Source organism: Streptosporangium sp. G12, assembly GCF_052983175.1.
The window spans coordinates 370,251-391,716 of the sequence record NZ_JBRIQO010000005.1 but is presented as its reverse complement, the minus strand read 5'-3'; the positions used below and the strand labels follow the sequence as shown (position 1 = coordinate 391,716).

The 21,466-nt window shown below is 70.8% G+C and carries 15 protein-coding genes and 1 tRNA gene; 11 read left to right on the top strand and 5 right to left on the bottom strand.

All coding sequences use genetic code 11. The features are described 5' to 3' along the window. Window positions 1-156: 156 nt before the first annotated feature. A tRNA-Ala gene (locus ACVCAG_RS10775) sits at window positions 157-229 on the top strand. A gap of 226 nt (window positions 230-455) precedes the next feature. On the opposite strand, the gene ACVCAG_RS10770 is transcribed toward ACVCAG_RS10775, so the two are convergent. The 3 genes from ACVCAG_RS10770 to ACVCAG_RS10760 form a co-directional block, all read right to left on the bottom strand. Continuing rightward, entirely contained in the window at window positions 456-4,097 is a 3,642-nt protein-coding gene (locus tag ACVCAG_RS10770) for a CARDB domain-containing protein (RefSeq protein ID WP_440085227.1), read from the bottom strand. A gap of 569 nt (window positions 4,098-4,666) precedes the next feature. Continuing rightward, complete coding sequence (locus tag ACVCAG_RS10765; protein WP_447189789.1) at window positions 4,667-5,059, bottom strand: DUF3224 domain-containing protein; 393 nt, start codon at window positions 5,057-5,059, stop codon at window positions 4,667-4,669. A 91-nt stretch (window positions 5,060-5,150) separates the two neighbouring features. Beyond that, on the bottom strand, window positions 5,151-6,887 hold the full coding sequence (locus ACVCAG_RS10760) for an ABC transporter substrate-binding protein (RefSeq protein WP_440085225.1): 1,737 nt from the start codon (window positions 6,885-6,887) through the stop codon (window positions 5,151-5,153). A 298-nt stretch (window positions 6,888-7,185) separates the two neighbouring features. Here ACVCAG_RS10760 and ACVCAG_RS10755 point away from each other — a divergent pair, with 298 nt between their 5' ends. Both ACVCAG_RS10755 and ACVCAG_RS10750 read left to right on the top strand, forming a co-directional pair. Then, entirely contained in the window at window positions 7,186-8,532 is a 1,347-nt protein-coding gene (locus tag ACVCAG_RS10755; protein ID WP_447189788.1) for an MFS transporter, read from the top strand. Then, window positions 8,529-9,257: a peptidyl-tRNA hydrolase gene (locus ACVCAG_RS10750; RefSeq protein WP_440085223.1), complete on the top strand. Its 729-nt coding sequence runs from the start codon at window positions 8,529-8,531 to the stop codon at window positions 9,255-9,257. The genes ACVCAG_RS10755 and ACVCAG_RS10750 overlap by 4 nt, the downstream gene beginning before the upstream one ends. Window positions 9,258-9,331: 74 nt before the next feature. On the opposite strand, the gene ACVCAG_RS10745 is transcribed toward ACVCAG_RS10750, so the two are convergent. Continuing rightward, entirely contained in the window at window positions 9,332-10,342 is a 1,011-nt protein-coding gene (locus ACVCAG_RS10745; RefSeq protein WP_440085222.1) for a DUF3616 domain-containing protein, read from the bottom strand. 243 nt (window positions 10,343-10,585) lie between these two features. On the opposite strand from ACVCAG_RS10745, the gene ACVCAG_RS10740 reads away from it, so the two are divergent. From ACVCAG_RS10740 to ACVCAG_RS10720, 5 genes are all read left to right on the top strand, one after another. After that, window positions 10,586-11,506 carry a hypothetical protein gene (locus ACVCAG_RS10740; protein ID WP_447189787.1) on the top strand — a complete coding sequence of 307 codons (921 nt, stop codon included), beginning with the start codon at window positions 10,586-10,588 and terminating at the stop codon, window positions 11,504-11,506. 237 nt (window positions 11,507-11,743) lie between these two features. After that, window positions 11,744-13,753 carry an ATP-dependent zinc metalloprotease FtsH gene (gene ftsH, locus ACVCAG_RS10735; RefSeq protein ID WP_447189786.1) on the top strand — a complete coding sequence of 670 codons (2,010 nt, stop codon included), beginning with the start codon at window positions 11,744-11,746 and terminating at the stop codon, window positions 13,751-13,753. An 84-nt stretch (window positions 13,754-13,837) separates the two neighbouring features. Beyond that, window positions 13,838-14,431 carry a Maf family nucleotide pyrophosphatase gene (locus tag ACVCAG_RS10730; RefSeq protein ID WP_440085219.1) on the top strand — a complete coding sequence of 198 codons (594 nt, stop codon included), beginning with the start codon at window positions 13,838-13,840 and terminating at the stop codon, window positions 14,429-14,431. A 98-nt stretch (window positions 14,432-14,529) separates the two neighbouring features. Next, on the top strand, window positions 14,530-15,330 hold the full coding sequence (locus ACVCAG_RS10725; RefSeq protein WP_440085218.1) for an EI24 domain-containing protein: 801 nt from the start codon (window positions 14,530-14,532) through the stop codon (window positions 15,328-15,330). Between the two features lie 107 nt (window positions 15,331-15,437). Then, window positions 15,438-16,691 carry a DUF4192 domain-containing protein gene (locus ACVCAG_RS10720; protein WP_447189785.1) on the top strand — a complete coding sequence of 418 codons (1,254 nt, stop codon included), beginning with the start codon at window positions 15,438-15,440 and terminating at the stop codon, window positions 16,689-16,691. Here ACVCAG_RS10720 and ACVCAG_RS10715 read toward each other — a convergent pair. Next, window positions 16,685-17,707, bottom strand: a complete 1,023-nt coding sequence (locus ACVCAG_RS10715; RefSeq protein ID WP_447189784.1) for a glycosyltransferase family 2 protein — start codon at window positions 17,705-17,707, stop codon at window positions 16,685-16,687. The genes ACVCAG_RS10720 and ACVCAG_RS10715 overlap by 7 nt on opposite strands. A 390-nt stretch (window positions 17,708-18,097) precedes the next feature. On the opposite strand from ACVCAG_RS10715, the gene ACVCAG_RS10710 reads away from it, so the two are divergent. The 3 genes from ACVCAG_RS10710 to ACVCAG_RS10700 are packed head-to-tail and all read left to right on the top strand — an operon-like array spanning window position 18,098 to window position 21,459. Further along, window positions 18,098-19,324 carry an endonuclease/exonuclease/phosphatase family protein gene (locus ACVCAG_RS10710; RefSeq protein WP_440085215.1) on the top strand — a complete coding sequence of 409 codons (1,227 nt, stop codon included), beginning with the start codon at window positions 18,098-18,100 and terminating at the stop codon, window positions 19,322-19,324. Between the two features lie 18 nt (window positions 19,325-19,342). Continuing rightward, window positions 19,343-20,428, top strand: a complete 1,086-nt coding sequence (locus ACVCAG_RS10705; protein ID WP_440085214.1) for a glycosyltransferase — start codon at window positions 19,343-19,345, stop codon at window positions 20,426-20,428. Next, window positions 20,425-21,459, top strand: coding sequence for a lysylphosphatidylglycerol synthase domain-containing protein (locus ACVCAG_RS10700; RefSeq protein WP_447189783.1), 1,035 nt, complete (start codon window positions 20,425-20,427; stop codon window positions 21,457-21,459). Before ACVCAG_RS10705 ends, ACVCAG_RS10700 begins: the two co-directional genes overlap by 4 nt. Window positions 21,460-21,466: the final 7 nt, after the last annotated feature.

Below are 21,466 nucleotides of genomic sequence, written 5' to 3'. Positions count from 1 at the left end.
TCCGTGCCGCCGGTCCCGTGCCGGCGACCGGACCGTGAGCGGGGACGGGGGTGAGGGTGGGGGTGGGGGCGAGGGCGCCCACGGTTACAGGGTGCGGGGTGATTTCCTATACACTGGCGTGGTCGCCGGGCCGAGCCCGGGGACGGTTACACCCGAGGGGCTATGGCGCAGCTGGTAGCGCGCCTCCATGGCATGGAGGAGGTCTGGGGTTCGAATCCCCATAGCTCCACTTCGGTGAATGGGGTCCGCTGTTCGCAGGTAGAAAGCCTGCTCCCGGCGGGCCCCTTCGTCGTTCGTCCGGAGGGATCGCGGCGGGATCGGCGGGATTCACCGGCATCGGCGCGACCGGCCATGAGCGTGCCCCCAGGTGTTTCCCGGGGAGCACGCCACATGGCCGGTCGTCTTTCAGGCACCGGCCCCCGGATGAGGGGGCATCGGGGCGTGCACCGGAAGGATCAGTTGCCGGTGATCACGAAGGTCGTCCCCGGCTGCCTCACGATGTTGCCGTCGGCCGAGTTGGTGATGGTCACGTTCGTCAGGATCGCGTTGCCGCGGGCGCCGCTCATGGCCAGGATCCCGGCCCCGTTGTTGGACTTGTCGATCTTCACGTTGGTGATCGCGACGTTCGGCATGTTGCCGCCGCCCGTCTTGAACTGGATGCCGTCGTAGGTCGAGTCGGAGATGTCGGTGTCGCGGATGGTGACACCGGTGATGTCGCTGCCCTGCGGGAACAACGTGATCGCCCCGAACTCCTGGTCCTCGTTCCAGAAGGCGCCACCCGTGCGGTACAGCCCGTTGTTGGCGAGCAGCGTGGTCCCCGAGAAGGGCAGGGGGCTGTGGTCGGTCGCCAGCATGATGCCCGGGTAGTTCATGGTGTCGTAGATCAGGTTGTTCTCGGCGGAGTTGTCGTAACCGCCGTAGATCGCGATGCCGTTCGCCCGCCAGGGCAGCTGGATGGTGTTGTTGACGAAGTGGTTGTCGTGCGTGTTGTCGACGACCCGGTCCTTCACCGCCTGGTTGGCCCAGATCGCCAGGGCGTCGTCACCGGTGTTGCGGAACGAGGAGTTGAACACCCGCGAGTTCCGCGTGCCGTTGGTGAAGTTGATGCCGTCGGCGTAGGTGTTGCGGATGCGCATGCCGCTGAACAGCAGGTTGTCGCCGGGGCCCCACAGGGCCGGGATGTTGTCGTAGTCACGGCCGACCCAGGCACCCACGTTGGCGTGCTCGATCCACACGTTGGTGATCTTGGTGTTCTCGCCGAACCGGCCGTTCAGGCCCACCCCGCCCTCGTCGTTGCCGTCTCCGCCGCGGATGCGGCCCGAGCCGAAGATGGCGATGTCGGAGATCTGGGTGTTGCTGTCGATGTCGAAGCCGAAGTTGCCCTCGTGCGGGTGGTTGATGCCGCCCACCACGTCCTGCGGCTCGGTCAGGGTATACAGCTGGGAGTGCCACATCCCCGCGCCGCGGATCGTGACGTTGCTGATGCCCACCTGGTTCCACTGACCCCGGTTCAGCGGGTCGTCGGTGAGGATCTTCTGCTCCTGGCGCCACTGGCCCGCCGGGATCCACACGCAGCTGATGACGCCGTTCTGGTCGTCCGTCACCGCCCGCTGGATGGCGGCCGTGTCGTCGAGGCCGTCGTTGGGGACCGCGCCGTAGTTCGTGATCGAGGTGCAACCGGCCGGCTGGCTCGTCGGCGGCGCCACCTGCTCCAGGTCGATCAGGTCGATGACGTAGAACGAGGCCGTGTCGCCCGCGTCGCGCTGCAGCTTGAACTTGGTGCCGGCCGGGTAGCTCTGCGAGAGCAGCGCGTTCGACTCGTCGAACAACCTCCGGGCGTCGCCCTGGGGGGTGTTCGTCAGCGCCTCGGGGCCGTCGGTGTTCCCGTACAGCCAGCTGTGGCGCGACGAGAGGGTCAGCTTCCTGGAGAAGGTGCCGTTGATGTAGAGGCTGATGGTGGCTTCGATGCCGCCGCCGCCCGCCGCGTCGGGGATGGAGTTGCGGACCACGATCGAGTTGGCGGGACTGGTCGAGGTGAACTCGACGAACTGCCCGGTGCTGTTCAGGCGCACCGACTTGCGGCCCGAGGACTCGGTGGCGAAGTTGGTGTGCCCGAAGGTGCGCAGCGGGTCGGTCTCCAGCAGGGTGCCCTGGTAGCTGGCTGACTCGGCCTCGTACTCGACGTACGGGACGGCCGCGCCGCGCCCGACCACGATCGACTGCGAGAACGTGTTGTTGTTCTCGTTGGTCTCGGTGACGGTGTTGGTCGCGTCGGCGGTGGCGGTGATGGTGGCGCCGCCGCTGGTGGCGGTCCAGCTCCCGCTGACGGCCACGTTGGCCGTCGCGCCCGCGGCGATCGACGCGGTGTTGCCGTTGAGCGTGGTGCCGCCCACGACCACGCGGGTGACCGTGGTCGCGCCCGAGGCGGCGGTTCCCCGGTTCTTCACCGCGACGGTGAACGTGACCGGCGCGCCGACGGCCGGGTTCTGTGGGCTGGAGGTGACGCCGAGGACCTGCAGGTCGGGGCCGGGAGCCTGGGCGACCACCAGCGGCGACGACGCGGTGAGGGTGTTGTTGCCCTCGTTCTGCTCGAAGACCGTGTTGTCCGCGTCGACCCTGGCGCTGACCGTGTAGCTGCCCTCGCTGCGGGTGCCGATGTTGTGGGTCACAGTGGCGGTGGCGTTGGCGGCCAGTGCGGGGACGGCGACGGCGCCGACGAGGGTGCCGTCGAGGTTGAGGTTGACGCTGTCCGTGGGGGAGGCGGCGTTGCCCGCGTTCCTGACCGTGGCCGACAGCGTGATCGCGCCGGCCTCGCTCGGGGACGCCGGGGTCCACGAGAGGTTCGTGACCGTGAGGTCGGGGTTCGGCGCGGGGACGCCGAAGACCTGGAACTCGGCGACCTGACCGCCGGGCGCGCCGCTGTTGCCGGTGAACCTCAGCTGCACGTCGGCGACGGTGGCGCTGAGGTTGATCGTCACCGTGTTGCCGGAGGCCGGGTTGAACGTGTAGTTCTGCGCCGACACCAGGTTGGTGTAGCCCGTGGCGTTCTGCTCACGGCCCAGGACCTGGATGTTCTGCGTGCGGGTGCCCCACGCGGAGTCGGGGTTGAGCTTCACCACGACCGAGCTGACGCCGGCGTTGGCGCCGAGCCTGGCGGTCAGCGTGTTCGGGAACGCGCCGGAGTTGGCCTCCCAGTAGGTGGCCAGGTTGTTGTCGTTCGCGTTGGCGGCGACGAACGAGTGCACGTGGCCTGACGCGACCATCTCCTTGCCGATGGCAAGGTTCGAGCCGGGGTCGCCGGTGCCGTTGCGGGTCACGGAGTTGCTGTTGGCCGACTGGTTGCCCGCCGCGTCCTTGGCCCGCACGAAGTACGTCACGGTCGCCGACGCCGGCTGGTTGTCGGTGTAGGTCAGCACGTTGCCGACACTGCCCCGCAGCTGGTTGTTGGCGTAGATGTCGTACCCGGTGACGCCCACGTTGTCCGTGGAGGCGCTCCAGGCCAGCCTGATCTGACCGGTGGCCGGCTGGGTGAAGGCGAGGTTGCCGGGGGCCGACGGGTTCTGGTCGTCGCCGCCGGTGGCGGCACCGTAGATCTCGAACTCGGAGATCTGCGCGGCGGGCCAGCCGGTGTTGGCGGTGATGTCGACACGCCAGTAGCGGTGGGTCGCGGCGCCGAAGTTGATCGTGACCGTGTTGCCGGTCGCCGGGTTGAACGTGTAGTTCGCCGAGGCGACGACCGTGCTGAAGGTGTTGCCGTCGGCGCCGCCCTGGACCGAGAGCGTCTGGGTGCGTGTCTGCCAGACGGTAAGCGGGGGCAGCTTCAGGACGATCTGGTCGACGCTCGTGGCGGTGCCGAGGTCGATCCGCGCCCACTGCGGGAAGCTGTTGTTGGCGCTTTCCCAGTAGGTGGACTGGTTTCCGTCGTTGATGGCGGACACCGCTTGCCCGCCCGTGGAACTGCTCGCCAGGGTCGCCTTGCCCGGCGACAGATTGGGTCCGGCCGCGGCGGAGGCCGGGATGACCGACCCCACCATGAGCAGGCCGGCGGCGGCGACCATGGTCGCCACCAGCCGTAACGGTCTGTACAGCATTCTCATTCGCGCTCTTCTTCTCTCGTCGGGCACGGCAGGGCCGAGGCGTGAAGGCTGCGCTTTCGCCGCCTTCACCGCGCACGTAATGGGGGGCAGGTGCACGACGCAGTGCATCCCTGGAGAGTTGCGAGGAATAGCAAGAAAGTGAACAAAGGATTGCAATATTCTTGCATGACGTTGGCCAAATGTTACATACGTGCTACAGGCACGTCAACGGCTGGGAAGCAGCTTTCTCAACTGTCTCGACGCGGGATGTGACAAGGGGTCAAAGCGGCCGTGAGTGCCGGGCCGTGGCCGCCGGGCGCGGAGACCGGCCTGTGAGCGTCGGGACGCGGGCGCCGGATCACGGGCGCGGGGTCACAGCGTCGGTCCGTGAACGCCGGGCGTGGTCGCCGGGTTACGGGCACCGGTCCGTGAACGCCGGGACGGGGGTTACCGGGTCATGGGCACCGGTCTCGAATGTCGGGCGGCCGGATCGCCGGCCTCGGTGGTGGGGGAGGGGGGAGGGGCACCCCCCGCGCGCGTCGCCTGTCGTCCGCCGGCGCGCGGGGGCGGACGTTCTCAGCCCGGTTCGCTCAGCCCAGTTCGTAGTCGAGGTGGAAGGAGTGGGCGCCGTCGTCGTTGACGATCTGGCCGTCGCCCCGGATGCCCAGCAACTCGCCGGTACCGGAGTCGGGGAGGATCGTCCAGCTCAGCGCCGACTCGCCGGCGTGGCCCGTGGCCGTGTGGTGGAGCACGAAGGTGCCCTTGCGGCCGTGCGCGGTGCCGGTGAAGCGCTCGAAGCCCACGTAGGCCGCCGACGTCTCGATCCGGGAGATCGCGGTGATGATGTCGGTGGTGCTGGTGCCGGCCAGGTCGCCGCCGAAGGTCTTGGTGATGTGGACGCGGGAGAGCGTGGCCCCCTCGGCCTCGTCGTAGGGCTGCGGGTCCCAGCTGTCGATGGTGAAGGTTCCTGTGGCGCGGGGCATGTGGGGCTCCCTTGTGGAATTCCGGGTCTCGCGCCCATCCTGGCGACCGTACCTGCCATCTGATGTCAGGTACGGACCCGCTCCGGACTCCCTAGGACAGCTTCCACTTGTCCATGTTCCAGGTGATGGTCGACTGCGCGGGGTTGGGGACGACGTTCTGGAGCGTCTCGTCCCACGCGCTGAGGCCCGGATGCTGGAACAGCGGGATGGTGGCCAGATCGCTCCAGAGCCGCTTCTCGATCGCGCCGATGATCGGGTCCTGGGCGGCCAGGTCCACCGTCGAGTTCAGCTTCGCGATGAGGCGGTCGACCTGCCTGCTGGAGTAGCAGCCGTTGTTGTTGCCCTTGTTCCGGGCGTCGCACTTTCCCGGCGAGGTGAAGTTGGAGGCCCAGCCGCTGACCAGGGCGGATCCCGACCAGGCGAACAGGGCCACGTCGTAGCCGTTGGCCGGCATCACGGTGCCGAGGAAGTCCTCGGAACCCTTGTCGACGACCTTGAAACCGGCCTTGTTGCAGGCGTCGATGATGAGCTGCACCGCCGCGGTGCGGCGCGGGTTCGGGGTCTGGTAGCCGATGCTGACCTCCAGGCCCGTCTTGCCCGCCTCCCGCAGCAGCGCCCTGGCGCCCGCGATGTCCTGCCGCGCGTACACGCCCGCGCTGCCGCTGGCCGCGACGACCCTCGCGCTGTTGGCCTGGAACGGGGCCACGGTACGGACCTGCAGGGGCTTGGCGGTGGGTGAGACGGGCCCGATCAGTGTGTTGACGATGAGCTGCCTGGGCACGCACCTGGCGAACGCCTCGCGCAGCCTCCTGTCCCTGAACGGGCTGGAGTCGAAGTTGAAGTCCAGGTGCTCGTAGGTGTACTTCTCGAAGACGCCGACCTCCACGCCACGCAGCGACTGCAGCTGCCTGAGCACGTCGGGCCCCGGCTGCGGCTCGACGATCTGGACCTCGCGGTTCTGCAGCGCCTGGGCCTGCTCGTCGAGGGTGATGAAGCGCTCGACGATCGTCGGGGTCGCGGCCGGGGTGCCCCACCACCTGTCGTTGGCGACCAGGGTCAGCCGCTGCCCGGCGTCCAGCTTGGAGAGCTTGTACGGCCCCGAGGACGGGATCAGCTCGGCGTCGGGCAGCCTGCCCTCGGAGACCCAGCCGTCGTTGAAGAACGTGATGCCCTTCTCGATCCTTTTGGAGTCGCCCTTCCTGACCGCCGCGATGAACTCCTCCTCGGACAGGCCGTCCTGCTTGGCGATCACATGGGCGGGCATCATCTCGGTCGCGCCAGGACCCCCGGCCACCCAGTCCGCGAACGGCTTGTCGTAGACCAGGGTGAACTTCCTCCCGCCCTTCTGGCAGTCGGGCATCTTGGTGTCCCGCAGGCCGGTGGTGTCGGCGGAGGCGAAGCCCCTGACCTTGCCGGACCGGAAGGCCCACCACAGCATGACGTCGTCGCAGTCGATCGGGGTGCCGTCCGACCAGACCGCCTTGTCGTTGATGGTGTACTCGACGCTCAGCGGGTCGTCGGAGACCTTCTCGTACGTCCCGAAGTCCTTGTCGGGGGTGATCGCGCCCTTGTCGCCGTAGAACCAGAAGCCCGTCAGCACCCGCTGCAGGGGAGCGGCGTTGCGCGTGGCGTTCTCGGCGGTGGTGTTGTTGTTGTAGGAGTGGAACTCCTGCTCGTACGCGTAGGTGATGGTCTCGCTCGGCAGGGCCGACTCCGAGCCGGAGGCCTCGGGGTCGTCCGCCGGGCCGATGTCCGCGCAGGCGCCCAGCAGGAGCGCGCCACTCGCGAGCAGCGCCAGGAACCTTCCCGGCCTTCGTGCGTGGAACACGGCACCACTCCTTCGATCACCCGGTCCCCGGTCTGTCCCCGTACCGGTCGAGCATCGTCACTTCGTGCGGCCGGGCGGGACCCGGACGGGCGTCGCGTCCCCCCATGACCATGCCGAACGCGAGACCCTCAAATGAGGAGAATAGAAAAAACATAACCTTTGAGCGAATTTACCCAATATGTGAGATAGCCGTCTCATCGGTTCGGGTCACGGTCACGCCCTGAGAAAGACGCCGTGGCCTGATTCTTTCGGTTATTGGCGCTCGGGCCACTCGTGGGCCCGCGGGTCGCCCTCGATTATGGAGCGCATGACAACGACCCCTCGGGCGCCCGAACGCACGCTGCACCGCGCCTGGATCGTGGCGGCAGTCGCGTTCGTGGCCATCCTCGGCGCGGCCGGGTTCCGGGCGACGCCCGGCGTGCTGATCACACCGCTCCAGGAGGAGTTCGGCTGGTCCCGGGGCACGATCTCACTGGCCGTCTCGGTCAACCTCATGCTGTACGGGCTGACGGCGCCCTTCGCCGCCGCCCTCATGGACCGCTTCGGCATGCGCAGGGTGGTGACGTACGCCCTGCTGCTGGTCGCCGCGGGCAGCGGGTTCACCATCCTGATGAACGCCCCCTGGCAGCTCGTCCTGTGCTGGGGCGTGCTGGTCGGTCTCGGTACCGGCTCGATGGCCCTGGTCTTCGCCGCCACCCTCACCGAACGCTGGTTCGTCCGCCACCGCGGCCTCGTCACCGGCGTGCTCACGGCGGGCGGCGCCACCGGGCAGCTCGTCTTCCTGCCCGTCCTCGCGCACCTGGCGGCGGACAGGGGCTGGCGGTCGGCCGCCGTCACGGTCGCCGTCGCCGCCCTCGTCGTGGTCCCCCTGGTCTGGTTCCTGCTGCGCGACCGGCCCGAGGACGTGGGCACCACCGCCCTCGGCGCCGATCCCGCCGCGCCCCCGGCCGTCCGGCCGGCGCGGGCCGGAGGTGCCGCCTCACGCGCCCTCGGCGTGTTGTGGAGCGCGGCGCGTACGCGTCCCTTCTGGCTGCTCGCCGGGGGGTTCGCGATCTGCGGGATGAGCACCAACGGTCTGGTGGGCACCCACTTCATCCCCGCGGCCCACGACCACGGCATGGCCGCGCCGGTCGCCGCGGGGCTGCTCGCCCTGGTCGGGATCTTCGACGTGGTCGGCACCGTCGCGTCCGGCTGGCTGAGCGACCGGGTCGACTCGCGCGTTCTCCTCGGCGCCTACTACGGGCTGCGCGGCCTGTCGCTGATGGCGCTGCCGAGCCTGTTCGGGGCGACCGCCGAGCCCAGCATGCTCGTCTTCATCATCTTCTACGGCCTCGACTGGGTGGCCACGGTCCCGCCGACCGTCGCCCTGTGCCGCCAGATCTACGGTCCCGACGGGGCCGTGGTGTTCGGCTGGGTCTTCGCCTCCCACCAGGTCGGCGCCGCGATCGCCGCGATCGCCGCGGGGATCACCCGCGACCACTTCGGCGCCTACGACCTCGCGTGGTACGCCGCGGGCTTCCTCTGCCTCGCCGCCGCCGTCATGTCGATCGCCATCACCAGGAAGCCCGTCACCGGGAACCCCGCCACGGTGACGTCCGGCACCGGTGGGGCCACCACCGAGGAGCAGGCATCCTTGAAGGCGTGAGAGAACGAGACGGGACAGCGGCGACGGGCGGCGGGGACGGCGAGGGCGGCGAGGGCGGGGACAGGGACCGGGACAGGAAGGTCCTCCCGCTCGTGGTGCGGATCGAGCGCTCAGCGCCGCCCGCGCGGACCGACGCCCTGGAGGCGGCGGCCCTGGCCGTGCTGGCACTGCTCGACGACCCGCGCGCCCTCGACGGCGGCGAGTGGGCCGAGGCCGTACGGGCCTGGGACGGCAGCCGGTTCAGGAAGGTCGTCCGGCGGGCGCGCGGGGCGGAGTGGCGCCGGGTGCTCGACCTGCCCGGTGTCACCGTCGCCTCGGGCACCGCCGAGGTCCGCGTCCACCCGCCGGTCCCGCTGGACGGCTGGCCCAGGGACCTCTCCAGGCTTCAGGTGTCCGGTACCGAGCTCGCCGACCCCTCCGAGCCGGGACCGCCGGGGGACGTGGTGCTGTGGCTCAACCCCGGGCTGACGATGTCGGCGGGCAAGGCCATGGCCCAGGCCGGGCACGCCGCCCAGCTCGCCTGGCAGGCGAGCGGGGACGACGCCAGGCGGGCGTGGCGGGACAAGGGCCTGGCGGCCTCGGTGAGGACCGCCGATCCCGCCGCGTGGGCGGGGCTGGTCGCCTCGGGCCTGCCGGTGGTCAGGGACGCCGGGTTCACCGAGATCGAGCCGGGCTCCCGCACGGTCGTCGCGGACGCCCCGTGGCTGCGCGGGGACGGCCGGTGATCGGCGGGTGACCGGCATGAGGGCGCCGATGTCCACGGGGGAACGGCCGGTGGCCCGGTTCCGGGGACGAGCGGTCAGCGGGGCAACCTGACGATGTCGGCGAGCACGCCGCCCTCGGGGGTGAGCCGCGCCGCCGACGGGCTGTCGTGGACCACCAGGAGGCGCTCGCCGTCGAGCACGGTGATCCCCTCCGGGTGGTCGTTCCCATTCCCGTGCGGCAGGTCGCCGAGGAGTTCCAGCTCGTGCCGTACCGACGGCTCGTCCTCCGGGTCCCAGCGCAGCACCCGGACCGGGCCGTCCAGGCTCATGGTCGGCCCCGCGAGGATCAGCATCCCGCCCCGGTGCGGGCACATGTCGCGGACGCCGAGCCCGCCGAGGTTCAGGAAGTGCGTCCGGTACGGCCTGCCGTCGATGGGGGCGAGCCTCAGACTGCCGGGACGCCGGGGGTCGCTCTCCGGCCGGATCTCCAGCATCGCGGCCCAGCCGCGCAGCACCGGACCGCGCAGGCCGACGAACAGGCGGCCGTCGAGCATGGCGATGCCCTCGATGTCCAGCCCGTTGTCCTTGCTGGGAATCGCCACGAAGGGGGCGAGGTGCGGATCGTCCGCCAGCAGGTCGGCCAGGTTCCGGCCGGGACCCGCCAGGATCTCCGCCCTGCGGGAGCCGTCCTCGCGCGCCGGGGTGGCGCCGACGAGCGGCAGCCGTACGAGGATGTAACGGTTCTCCTCGCGCACCACGCTGCCGAGACGGCGGCGGGCCTTGTGCGGCGGATGCCCCTTCTTGGCCCGCCTGCGCTTGAGACTGTGCGACCCGATCGCCCAGAGCCAGCCGTCCGCCCGGCCCAGGCCCTCGATGTCGGCCTCCTCGTCGCGCCCGGCGGGCAGGTCCACGAAATCGGCGAGGTGGAAGGTGCGCTGGTCGTCGAAGCGCCCGGCGCGGAACGCCAGATGCTCGACGGTGGCGGTCTCGTCACCGGCCAGCCAGAGCCCGAGGGCGTCGGCGCGCACGGCCGACAGGTTGGTGTGCGTCCTCGCCTCGCGTGAGGAGACGTCGAACCTGAGCTCCACCTGGCGTTCCACGAACATCCTGGAATCATCGCAGGGTGTTTCGCGCAAGGATGGGGAAGGTACTCGTTCCCGAAGTGTGATGGGGATCCCGCACGGGAAAACAGGATTTGTCGTACGCTCCCGATCGTGCTCGATGGGTTGGGTGGGACTCAGGGGACCCGGGAGACGGGTCCCGCGCCGACATACGTGACCGCGGAGGCGGCCACGTCGGAGATGCCGAGAATCGTGGCTGAGAGCCCCCCGAAGCTACCGGATTCCCCCGTGAAGCGGTCCCGTATCGGCGACCTGCCGATGCGCGTCATCTACCGCATCCTGGCCGTCGGCCTCGCGGTGGTCCTGGCCGCGGTCGCGGCGGTGGTCGGCTTCGTCTCCTCGGGCTCCTCAGATCAACCGGGCGAGGGAAAGACGGGGCAGATCGCCGCGCCATCTGCCGCGCCACCCTCGCCCGGTCCAGGGTCGGCGGAGCCGTCCGCCTCGGCGTCGGAGCAGGCGTCCACCCAGGCCTCCGCGGCGCAGTCGGCGCAGGCGTCCCCCTCGGAGACCCCCTCCGCGTCGGCGTCCCCCTCGGAGAGCCCCGCCGAGACGGCCGCTCCCTCCTCGCCGCCCGACGGCTCGGAGCCGGCGCCCGACCGCAGCGCCGTCATCGCGGCCCTCGCCGATCCCCGGGTGCCCGACCTGCCGCGTGACAAGCGGCTCGGCCGCCTCCCCGGCAAGGCGGACAAGAGCAAGCGACGCGTCCAGGACGGAAAGTCGGGCGTGTCGCTGGTCCGCCTGGGCAAGCCCTGGAAGGTCTTCGGCGCGTCGCCGTTCTCCACCAAGCAGGTGCTGCCGAAGGCGAAGGGCGCCGCCCACCGGGGGATGCTCGCGAGCTGCCCGGTGCCGATCCTGGTGCAGAAGGAGTCCAAGGACACCGCGCTGCTGGCCGCCCGGTGGACGCTCAACCACCACCCCAAGGGCGGCAAGATCACCTGGACCGCCTCGCAGCCGATCAAGGACGGCTGGCTGCTCGCCTACCGGGTGAAGTACAAGCTGAAGGGCAAGGCGCGCTCCTCCATGGCCGCCGTCGCCGTCACCGAGATCTCCGGTGCCAAGCCCGCGATGCTCTTCGCGACGATCCCCGACACCCAGAGCAAGTACTGGCGCGCCATCAACACCGCGGTCTCCTCCCTCAGATTGAAGTGAGCCTCCCCTGGGCAGGAATCGCCTTGTCCGTGTGACCTGGTGAAACTCGGGGGAATTTCACGGCCGGCCGCTTCGCCGCCGCACGCGTGACGACCTCCCGCCCGCTCGCCGGGCGCGGGTTCGGCTCTCCTGCGAAAGGTGGCCCCGGTTCGAGGGCCCGGACTGAGCCGGGCGTCCCGGACGCGCCTCCAGGACGCCCGCCCAGGCCGACTCCCCCGAGCCGTCGAGGGGGAAGTCGTGAACCGACCGGCGTCTCAGGAACGCAAGGGGGCCGGCCCCGACACGCCCGACCAGGGGAGCGGCTCCAAGCCCTGGCGGTCCGAGGGCCTGCCCGACGGCGGGTCGCCGACCCCGCAGCGCCCGAGGTTCAACTGGGTGCGCTTCCTGATGACCATGGTCATCGTCTACGCGGGATTCTTCATCGTCTCCTCGTTCTTCGAGGAGCCCACCGAGCCGATCTCCTACACCCAGTTCACCCAGCAGGTCCGGGCGGGGAACGTCAAGGAGGTCTACGCCACGGGCACCGCGATCCAGGGCACCCTCAGGAAGGCGGCCCGCGACCCCGACAGCGACAACGTCACGTACCACAAGTTCTCCACGGAGCTGCCGGTCTTCGCCGACCGGACCGGGCTCTACCAGCAGCTCCTCGCGACGAAGGTGAACATCAGGGCCGAGCCCGTCGGCGGGAACCTCCTGTCGAACCTCCTGCTGTCCCTGGTCCCGGTCCTCCTGCTGGCCGCTCTGTGGATCTGGTTCGTACGGCGCGCGGCGGCCGGCGCGATGGGCGGCGGGATGGGCGGTCTCGGCGGTCTGGGAGGCCTCGGCAGGTCCAGGGCGGCCAAACCGGTGGAACCGGCCAAGGTCCGGGTCGACTTCGACGACGTCGCGGGCATCGACGAGGTCGAGAACGAGGTCGCCGAGGTGGTCGACTACCTCAAGGACCCCGACAAGTACCGGCGGCTGGGGGCGAAACTGCCCAAGGGCGTGCTGCTCTCCGGGCCGCCCGGCACCGGCAAGACCCTCCTCGCCCGCGCCGTGGCGGGGGAGGCCGACGTGCCCTTCTTCTCGGCGAGCGCCTCCGAGTTCATCGAGATGATCGTGGGGGTCGGGGCCTCGCGGGTGCGCGAGCTGTTCGACGAGGCCCGCAAGGTCGCGCCGTCGATCATCTTCATCGACGAGATCGACGCGATCGGCAGGGTGCGGGGCGGCAGCACCATCGGCGGCCACGACGAGCGCGAGCAGACCCTGAACCAGATCCTCACCGAGATGGACGGCTTCACCGGCTCCGAGGGGGTCATCGTGATCGCCGCCTCCAACCGGGCGGAGGTCCTCGACCCGGCGCTGCTGCGTCCCGGCCGCTTCGACCGTACCGTCGTGGTCTCCGCGCCGGACGCCGAGGGGCGGCTGGCGATCCTGCGCGTCCACAGCCGGGGCGTGCCGCTCGCCGGCGACGTGGACCTGGAGCGGCTCGCCAGGACCACCCCCGGCATGACGGGCGCGGATCTGGCCAACCTCGTCAACGAGGCGGCGCTGCTCGCCGCCAAGCGGGGCAACGACAGGGTCGACGCCGCCGACTTCGCCGACGCGCTGGAGAAGATCCTGCTCGGCGCGGCCCGCGCCGTCGTGATCCCGCAGGACGAGCGGAGGCGCACCGCGTACCACGAGGCGGGCCACGCGCTGCTCGGCATGCTCCAGCCGGGCGCCGACCCGGTGCGGAAGGTCTCGATCATCCCGCGCGGGCGGGCGCTCGGCGTCACGCTCTCCACGCCCGACACCGACCGGTACGCCTACGACGAGAAGTACCTGCGCGACCGGATCGTCGGGGCCCTCGGCGGCATGGCGGCCGAGCAGGTCGTCTACGGTGTGGTCACCACCGGCTCGGAGAACGACCTGGAACAGGTCACCGTGATCGCCCGTGGCATGGTCGGCCGCTGGGGCATGTCCGCCAGGATCGGCCCGCTGACCGTCCTGCCCGCCGCCGCCGACGGCCGGCCCGCCGCCGCCCCGGACACCCTCGCCGCGGTGGACCAGGAGGTACGGCGCATCGTGGACGAGTGCTACGAGGTCGCCCTGGCCGTCCTGGCGGAGAACCGGAGCCGCCTGGACGGCATCGCCGCCGCCCTGCTGGAGAACGAGACCCTGGCCGAGGCCGAGGCCTACGCCGCCGCCGGGCTCCCGGTGAACACCGCTCCCGGGCCTCCCTCCTCGGAACCGCCTCCGCGGCTCCCGCCCCCGCCGCACGCCTGACCTCCGGGCGCCCGTCGTGGATCGGGCGCTCTGCCGTGGGCCGTATGCCTGGGGTGGATCGGGGTCGCGCTAGGCTCGGTCGCCGTGACCCAGATCGTCCTCGCCTCCGCCTCTCCCGCCCGCCTCGCCCTGCTCCGCAGCGCCGGACTCGATCCCAAGGTGATCGTCAGCGGTGTGGACGAGGACGCCGTCACCGCCGACAGCCCGAGCGAGCTCTGCCTCGCGCTGGCCCGCGCGAAGGCGACCGTGGTCGCCGGTGATCTGACCGAGGGGCTGGTCATCGGCTGCGACTCGATGCTCGAACTCGACGGCCGGGCCTACGGCAAGCCGTCCTCACCCGAGGAGGCCGTCGCCCGCTGGCGCGGCATGCGCGGACGCGAGGGCCGCCTGCTCACCGGCCACTGCGTCATCGACGTCGCGAACGGGCGCGAGGTGGCGGAGGTGGGCGCGACGGTCGTGCGCTTCGGCACCGCCGGAGACGACGAGATCGCCGCCTACGTCGCCACCGGCGAGCCTCTCCACGTCGCCGGGGCCTTCACGCTGGACGGCCGGGGCGGCTGGTTCGTCGACGGCATCGACGGCGACCACGGCAATGTCCTGGGCATCTCCCTGCCCCTGCTCCGCCGCCTCTTCGGCGCCCTCGGCGTCTCCGTCCCCGGCCTCTGGCAGCGTTCCTGACACTCGCCGTCCGGCGGTGCCCGGCGTTCCTCCGACGTCTCCCGGTGGCCGTCGGGCGCGCCCTCCCGGGTGACGTCCGATCCCGATAATCTTCCGCCATGGGTCATTTCCGCTCCTTTCTGGACGGCATCGGGTTCTTCTTCCAGGGACTGCGCTGGGTCGCGCGCTACCCGCGCTGGTGGCTGTTCGGGTTGATCCCGGCTCTGATCGCGTTCGCCCTCTACGCGACCGGCCTCTACTTCCTCGGCACGAACGCGCTGGACATCGCCGCGTGGGGCACGCCGTTCGCCGACGGATGGGGCGAGGCGGCGCGGACCGCGCTGCGGGCGCTGGTCGGGCTGGCGCTCTTCGGCGCGGGGGTGGTCCTGTCCGTGGTGACCTTCACGGCGATCACCCTCATCCTGGGCGACCCCTTCTACGAGAAGCTCTCCGAGAAGGTGGAGGAGACCTACGGGGAGGTGCCGACCGGCTACGAGCTCCCGCTGTGGAAGTCGATCCCCCGATCCGTCAGGGACAGCCTGGTCACCCTCGGATGGCTGTTGCTGTTCACGATCCCGCTGTTCTTCCTCGGTTTCGTGCCGGTGATCGGGCAGACGGTGGTGCCGGTCCTGGGCGCCCTGGTCTCGGGCTTCTTCCTCACGATCGAGCTGACCACGCTGGCCCTCGAGCGCAGGGGACTGGCGCGCAAGAGGCGCTTCGGCCTGCTCAGGGGGAACAAGGCCCCCGCGCTCGGCTTCGGGGTCCTGCTCTTCCTGCTCTTCCTCATCCCGTTCGTCGCGGTGATCGCGATGCCCGCCGCCGTGGCGGGCGCGGCCATCATGGTCCGCGCCCGCCTGGCGCCGCCCGTCCTTTCGGCGGGGAGGACGGACGGGAGCCCGCGCGTCGACAGGGGTGCCTGAGGAATTCCCCCGCCTTGTGGCTGTTCACCCGGGGCAGCCGAGGGGGCTTTCCACAGAAAGGAGTTCGGTGCGGAGGCGTTGGCCCGGTTCCGGCGAGGCTTCGGGACATGACACCCGACACCCCGGCCCCGTCCGAGCCCTCGTCCTCTCAGCCCCCGGCCCCGCCCGAGCCGCCGCACCCGGTCTCGTCTGGATCGCCGTCTCCACCGTCCCCGGCCCCGCCCGAGCCGCCGCACCCGGTCTCTCCGCTCGCCTCGCCGCCCCGGCTCCTGCTCGGTTCCACGGAGGACGTCCTGGGCGCCGTTCCCTACCTGCTGGGATTCCACCCCGCCGACAGCCTGGTCGTCATCGGCATCACCGGCAGCCCGTCCAGGGGCAGGCTGCATCTCACCGTCCGGTGGGACCTGCCCCTGGGGCCCGGCGGCCTCGGCCGGATCGTCCCGCTCCTCGGGAAAGAGGGCGTCACCCAGGTCGTCGTGGCCGGTTACGGTGCCGGCCCGCTGGTGACCCCGGCTGTGGACGAGGCCCTGGCGCTGTTCCGCCGGAGCGAGCTCGTCGTCGTCGACGCGCTCCGGGTGAAAGACGGCCGCTACTGGTCGTACGGGTGCTCACGGACCGACTGCTGCTCGGCCGACGGCATGCCGTACGAGCGATGGGCCGGCGCGGTCGCGGCGGAGGCGGTCCTGCACGGGCTGGTCGCCCTGCCGGACAGGCAGACCCTGGAGCGCTCGCTCGACCCGGTCACCGGGCCCGTGCGGGAGGCCGTCCGCGAGGCGACGGGCCGCCTCACGGAGGAGATGCGCGGAAGGCTCGCCGGATGCCGCGACGCCGACGGGTTCGCGGCGGAGTTCGTCGCGGACGGCATGGCCAGGGTTCGCGAGGCGATCGCCACCTATGCCTCGGGAGGGCGGCTCGACGAGGACCAGGCGGCCAGGCTGGGGCTCGACCTGGCGGTGATCAGGATCCGTGACGAGGCGTGGGCGCTGGTCACCGACGAGAGCCACGACGCGCATCTCAAGCTCTGGCACGACCTCACCCGGAGGCTGGAGCCGAGGTTCGTGCCTCCGGCGGCCTCGTTGCTCGGCCTGGTCGCCTGGCGGCGGGGAGACTCCGCGCTGGCGGGCGTCGCCCTCACCCGGGCGCACGAGGCCGACCCCGGATACTCGATGGCCAACCTGCTCGCGCACGCGATCCACCATCTGGTCCCGCCCCACGTGCTCGACGACAGGATGCCCAGCCCCGAGGAGCTCGACCAGGAGATGGGCAGTCCCCGGATGGCCTGGCTGCTCCCGATGGCCGCGCTACTGGAGGAGACAGGCGGCCTCGGACGCGAGGAGGCCGCCACGCCGACGCGTCATTGATTGTTCAGGTCACCGGTCTGAGGGACCCAGGGAACGCTCGGCCGTCCTCTCTGCAGGATGCGCTGGAGCACGCCGACTCCCGCTCCCGTCGCTCCCACGAGCGTGACCAGAAGGTGGACGGCACTGAAGTAGAGGCCGAAGAGGAGGCCACGGCGGGCGAACACCCGCCGGTAGGTGCTGCCGTCGAGGACCACGGCGGCGGCGACGAGCAGCGGCGACACGAGGGCGCCGACCGGGCCGGTCAGCAGGGGCAGCAGGAGCGCCGGCACGGCGGCGACCAGCAGGACACCGCCGAACGCGCGCGGCACGGAGTCGCCCGGCGTCTCGCCACGGGTCCACTCCCGCGCGCTCACCCGTGCGCGCCGGAACACCTTGCTCAGGATCATCCGCATCGTGGAGTCGTGGTCGGCCCGGCCACAGACGGCGGCGGTGATGCGCACCTCGTAGCCTTTCCGCATCAACCGGGAACGGTAGTCCGCGGACACCGTGTCGCTCAGATGCGGGTTGAAGGGGCCGATCTCCTTGAACACCTCAGTCGGTACGGCGAGCACGGCCGCGTGCAGCTCGAGGGTCGGACGGTCGGTCGGCATCCACCAGTGATACATCTGCAGCGCGCGATACTGCGCGGGGAGGGTCCGGGCCGCCAGCGGCTCGGGGTGCAGGATGCCTCCCAGGGCACCCAGCCGGGGCTCGGCCTGGAGGATGTTCACCGCGTTCTCCACGGCGTCCGGGTCGAGGGCGATGTCGCCGTCCTGGAAGAGCAGGATCTCGCCGTGGGAGTGTTCCGCGCCGAGGTTGCGCGCGGTCGACGCCCCGCTGTTGACCTCGGTGCGCAGCACGGTGACGCCCATCGACCTCGCCACCTCCGCCGCGTCCTCGGTGCCGCAGTCGTCCACCACGATGACCTCGACGGGGGAGTAGGTCTGCTTCTCCAGCGCGCGCAGGCACAGGCGCAACACGTGGGATCGGTTGAAGCTGGGGATGATGACCGAGACTAGCGGGCGTTCTCGATTCATGGGTCGCTCCATTGGCTGAAGGCCGCTCTTTCCGAACCGCCGGGTGTCGGCCGATGATCAGGGCGGGCAGCCCCGGTGGGTCTTCGGTCAACCGGCCGTGGCTCGTCGCCCGGCCTCCGACCGCCTTGCTTCCCGCTCACGCTAGCCGCGACGGCTTGTCTCATTCTTGTCGTGTGGTCCGTCATGTCATACGGTTCCCTTTCTGCGCGGACTGCGGGGCCTGCGCGGGCTGTACGGCCCGCGCGGTCCGGGGTCGAGGACTGCGCGGTCCGCGGCGCGGACGACAAGGAAGCGACAAGAACCGGTCAGTACGTTGAGGTGCCGCTGGAAGTGACCGCGGATCGTCAATGGCTCTCGCCGGCCTGACCTACGTGCCGAGGTGGTGTGCTGATGGGCGACCGGGACATCATGACCGAGGATCAGCCGACGGATGTCCCCCCCGAGAAGCCGGCCGGCCGATGGGCTCGCATCGGCCGGTTCGTCCGGCCACGGCGGCGGTGGTGCCTGGGCACCCGGCTGGTGGTGACCGCCACCACGGGGTGGCTGCTGTTCGTGGTCGCGCATCTGCTGGCGAGCGGCCGCACCTCGCTGTGGGCCCCGCTCGACCTGATGCCGCCGTTCATGTTCGTGGTGGTGCCGTTGCTGGTGCTGGTGGTGGCGCCGCTGGCGCGCCCGGTCCGCCGGCGGGTCATCCCGGTGCTGGTGCTCACCCTGGCGCTCGGCGCGGGACACAGCGGGATCAACGTGGCGACCCTCTGGCACACCCCGCCGCCCGCGCCGCCCGGGGCCATCAAGGTGGCCATGTGGAACACCGAGTTCTGGGACCAGGACTGGCGCACCTCCGACGGGAACAGCTACTCGCCCGACTTCTACGACCACCTGCGCGAGATGGACGCGGACGTCTACCTGCTCACGGAGTATCTCTACGTCGACACCTCGGCGGGGGACATGATGACGTCGAAGTGGACCGCCGACATGGCACTCCGCATCGACAAGCTGGCGGAACTGCGACGCGAGTTCCCGGGATACGAGGTCGCGACGTCCGGTGAGCTGATCACGCTCTCCCGGCTCCCCATCGTCGCGCAGCGCGGGCTCGACATGACCCCGTGGCTGCCGGAGGACCAGAAGGCGGTTCCGGAGGTGATGCGGGACTGGCCGACCTCCTACACGGTCGAGACGCTGCGTACCGACATCCGGGTGAACGGCACGGCCGTCTCCTTCTACAACACGCAGATCAACCAGCCCCCCACCGGATGGCGGCTGTACGACGGCGAGGTCCGCGCCTCCAACCAGTACGCCCACAGCCGGCGGGAGGCGAGCTACCGGGCGCTTCGCGCCGACATCGAGGCGAACGACAACTCGGTGGTGCTCGCCGGTGACCTGAACACCACCCCGGCGATGGGGATGCTCCGGCTGCTGCCGGAGAAGCTGGTCGACCACACCCAGGCGCTGCCGTCCCTCTACCCGGCCACCTACCTCGCCGGAACCGCCGAGCTCTGGCGGATCGACTGGGTGTTCACCACACCGGACGTCGTCGTGCACAGCTACGAGATGCCCGGAGCCGCCGGACTGTCCGACCACCGTCCTCAGCAAACGGTTCTATCGGTCGGCCACTGAGCCGTGGAAGGAATTGACATGACGGAACCGGCGACCGCGCGACCCGAGGATGTCGCGGTCATCGTGCCGAACTACAACAAGAAGAAGACTCTCCGAGCCTGCCTGGAGGCGGTGTACGCGCAGACGTACCCCCCGGCAGAGGTGATCGTGGTCGACGACCGCAGCACGGACGGCTCGCTGGACATCGCGCGGGAGTTCCCGTGCACGATCGTCGAGCTGCCGACCAACCAGGGGCCGTCGGGGGCACGCAACACCGGGGTCGACTCCAGCAGCGCGCCCCTGCTGTTCTTCGTGGACTCCGACACGGCGCTCGCCCCGGACGCCGTGGAGAACGCGGTGCGGGCCTACCGGGAGACGCCCGACTGCGGCATGGTCCAGGGGATCTACGACAAGGAGCCGCTGTACGACGACGGCCTGGTGGAGAGATACCGCGTCTTCTCCGAGCACTTCGACCGCCAGCGGGCGGTGTCCACGTTCCTGTCCAACTCGCTGATCCCGCGTACGGTCTACCGCGAGGCGGGCGGGCTGGACGAGCGGCTGCGCGACGGCGAGGACTTCGAGTTCGGCAACCGGGTGCCGTCCAAGTACCGGCTGGTGGTGACCGCGACCGTGGTCACCAGGGCGGACGACGTCGACCGGTTCTGGGAGTGCATGTGGGAGCGGTTCGTCAGGGCCAGCACCCTTCCGGTGATCATGTTGCGGGCGCGGCGGCTGTACGACGACGACACGATCGGGTTCCGGCTGGACATGATCGGCCCGGATCCCCGCACCCGCCGCCTGCCGCCGCGGATCTCCTCCGTCTCGGCGGCGCTGAGCCTGTTCACGCTGCCGTTCGTCTTCCTCGTGCCGTGGCTGCTGGTGGTGCTCGCGCTGCTGCTGGCGGCGTTCGTGACGGTGAACCGTGACTTCCTCCGATACTCCCACCGCCACCGGGGCGCGGGCTTCGCGTTCCAGATGGCCGCGATGCAGTTCTGCTACCACACGGCGTTCTTCCTCGGAGCCGGTGCGGGGCTGCCGCGGCTCGTCTACGAGCTGCTTCGCCGCCAGGGGCATCCGGCCAAGACCGGTCTGACCCCGGTCTCCCCGGCCGGTGCGCCCGAGTGACCGAGAGCCGGCCGTGGCGCCCGTCGTGGCGCCTGCCCCGCGCGCTCGTGCGCGCCCTGGTCGCGGCGTTCGCGCTGGTCCTGGTGGGGGCGGTGGCGGCGGCACTGGCCGGGCAGGACTGGAGCGTGGTCTCCGTCATGCTCGCCAGGAGCGACGGCGGGCGGATCGGCCTCCTGCTGGCCGGCGCGCTGCTGATCAGCATGGCCGGGCTGGGGTTCGGCTACCTGGCGTGGCGGGCGGTGCTGTTCGAGCTCGGCCCGCCGGTCGGCGAACCGCGGGTGGCACGCGTCTTCTTCGTGACGTTCCTGAGCAAGTACGTGCCGGGGAAGGTGCCGGGCCTGATCGCCGCGACCAAGGTGGCCACGGCCAACGGCGTCGGTTTCGGGCGGCTGATGGGCACGGCGGCGCTGAGCATGAGCCTGGTCCTGCTGACCGGCCTCACGATCGGGCTGCTCGCGGGTGTGCACATGCTCGGCACCCAGGTGGCGTGGCTGGTGGCGGTGGCGGCGGTGCTGATCGTGGTCGTGCTGGTACGGCCGCAGCTGGTCAACCACGGCGCGCACCTGGTGCTGCGGGTGCTGCGCAGGCCGGACCCGGCCAGGTCGGCCTCGCCGCGCGGGATACGGTTCGCGGTCGTCGCGCAGGCGGTGTCGTGGCTGGTCACCGGCCTGCACCTGTGGCTGCTGGCGGTCGCGATGGGGGCCGACCCGCTGCGGTCCCTGGGACTGTGCGTGGGCGCGTTCACCCTGGCCACGACGGTCGGGATGCTGACGGTCGTGCTGCCCGACGGGATCGGCGTCCGCGAGGCGGTGCTGACCGCCGCCCTGACGGTGGTGCTGCCCGCGCCGGCGGCCGCGGTGGTGGCGGTGGCCAGCCGGCTGGTCTCCACGGTCGGCGAGGTGGCGCTGGGAGCGGCGGCGCTGGCGGTGGCCGAGGTCGTCATCCGGCGTAGCCCGGCCTCGGCCCCGGCCCCGACACCGGAGCCGGAGCCGGAGCCCGCACCGGAACCGGCGCCGGCGGGAGACAAGTAGTCCTGAC

Bases quoted from the DNA above. Each gene is read 5' to 3' on its own strand.
- ACVCAG_RS10765 (WP_447189789.1), bottom strand. From the start codon at position 5,059: ATGCCCCGCGCCACAGGAACCTTCACCATCGACAGCTGGGACCCGCAG.
- ACVCAG_RS10705 (WP_440085214.1), top strand. From the start codon at position 19,343: ATGACGGAACCGGCGACCGCGCGACCCGAGGATGTCGCGGTCATCGTG.
- ACVCAG_RS10745 (WP_440085222.1), bottom strand. From the start codon at position 10,342: ATGTTCGTGGAACGCCAGGTGGAGCTCAGGTTCGACGTCTCCTCACGC.
- ACVCAG_RS10725 (WP_440085218.1), top strand. From the start codon at position 14,530: ATGGGTCATTTCCGCTCCTTTCTGGACGGCATCGGGTTCTTCTTCCAG.
- ACVCAG_RS10715 (WP_447189784.1), bottom strand. From the start codon at position 17,707: ATGAATCGAGAACGCCCGCTAGTCTCGGTCATCATCCCCAGCTTCAAC.
- ACVCAG_RS10770 (WP_440085227.1), bottom strand. From the start codon at position 4,097: ATGAGAATGCTGTACAGACCGTTACGGCTGGTGGCGACCATGGTCGCC.
- ACVCAG_RS10710 (WP_440085215.1), top strand. From the start codon at position 18,098: ATGGGCGACCGGGACATCATGACCGAGGATCAGCCGACGGATGTCCCC.
- ACVCAG_RS10755 (WP_447189788.1), top strand. From the start codon at position 7,186: ATGGAGCGCATGACAACGACCCCTCGGGCGCCCGAACGCACGCTGCAC.
- ACVCAG_RS10720 (WP_447189785.1), top strand. From the start codon at position 15,438: ATGACACCCGACACCCCGGCCCCGTCCGAGCCCTCGTCCTCTCAGCCC.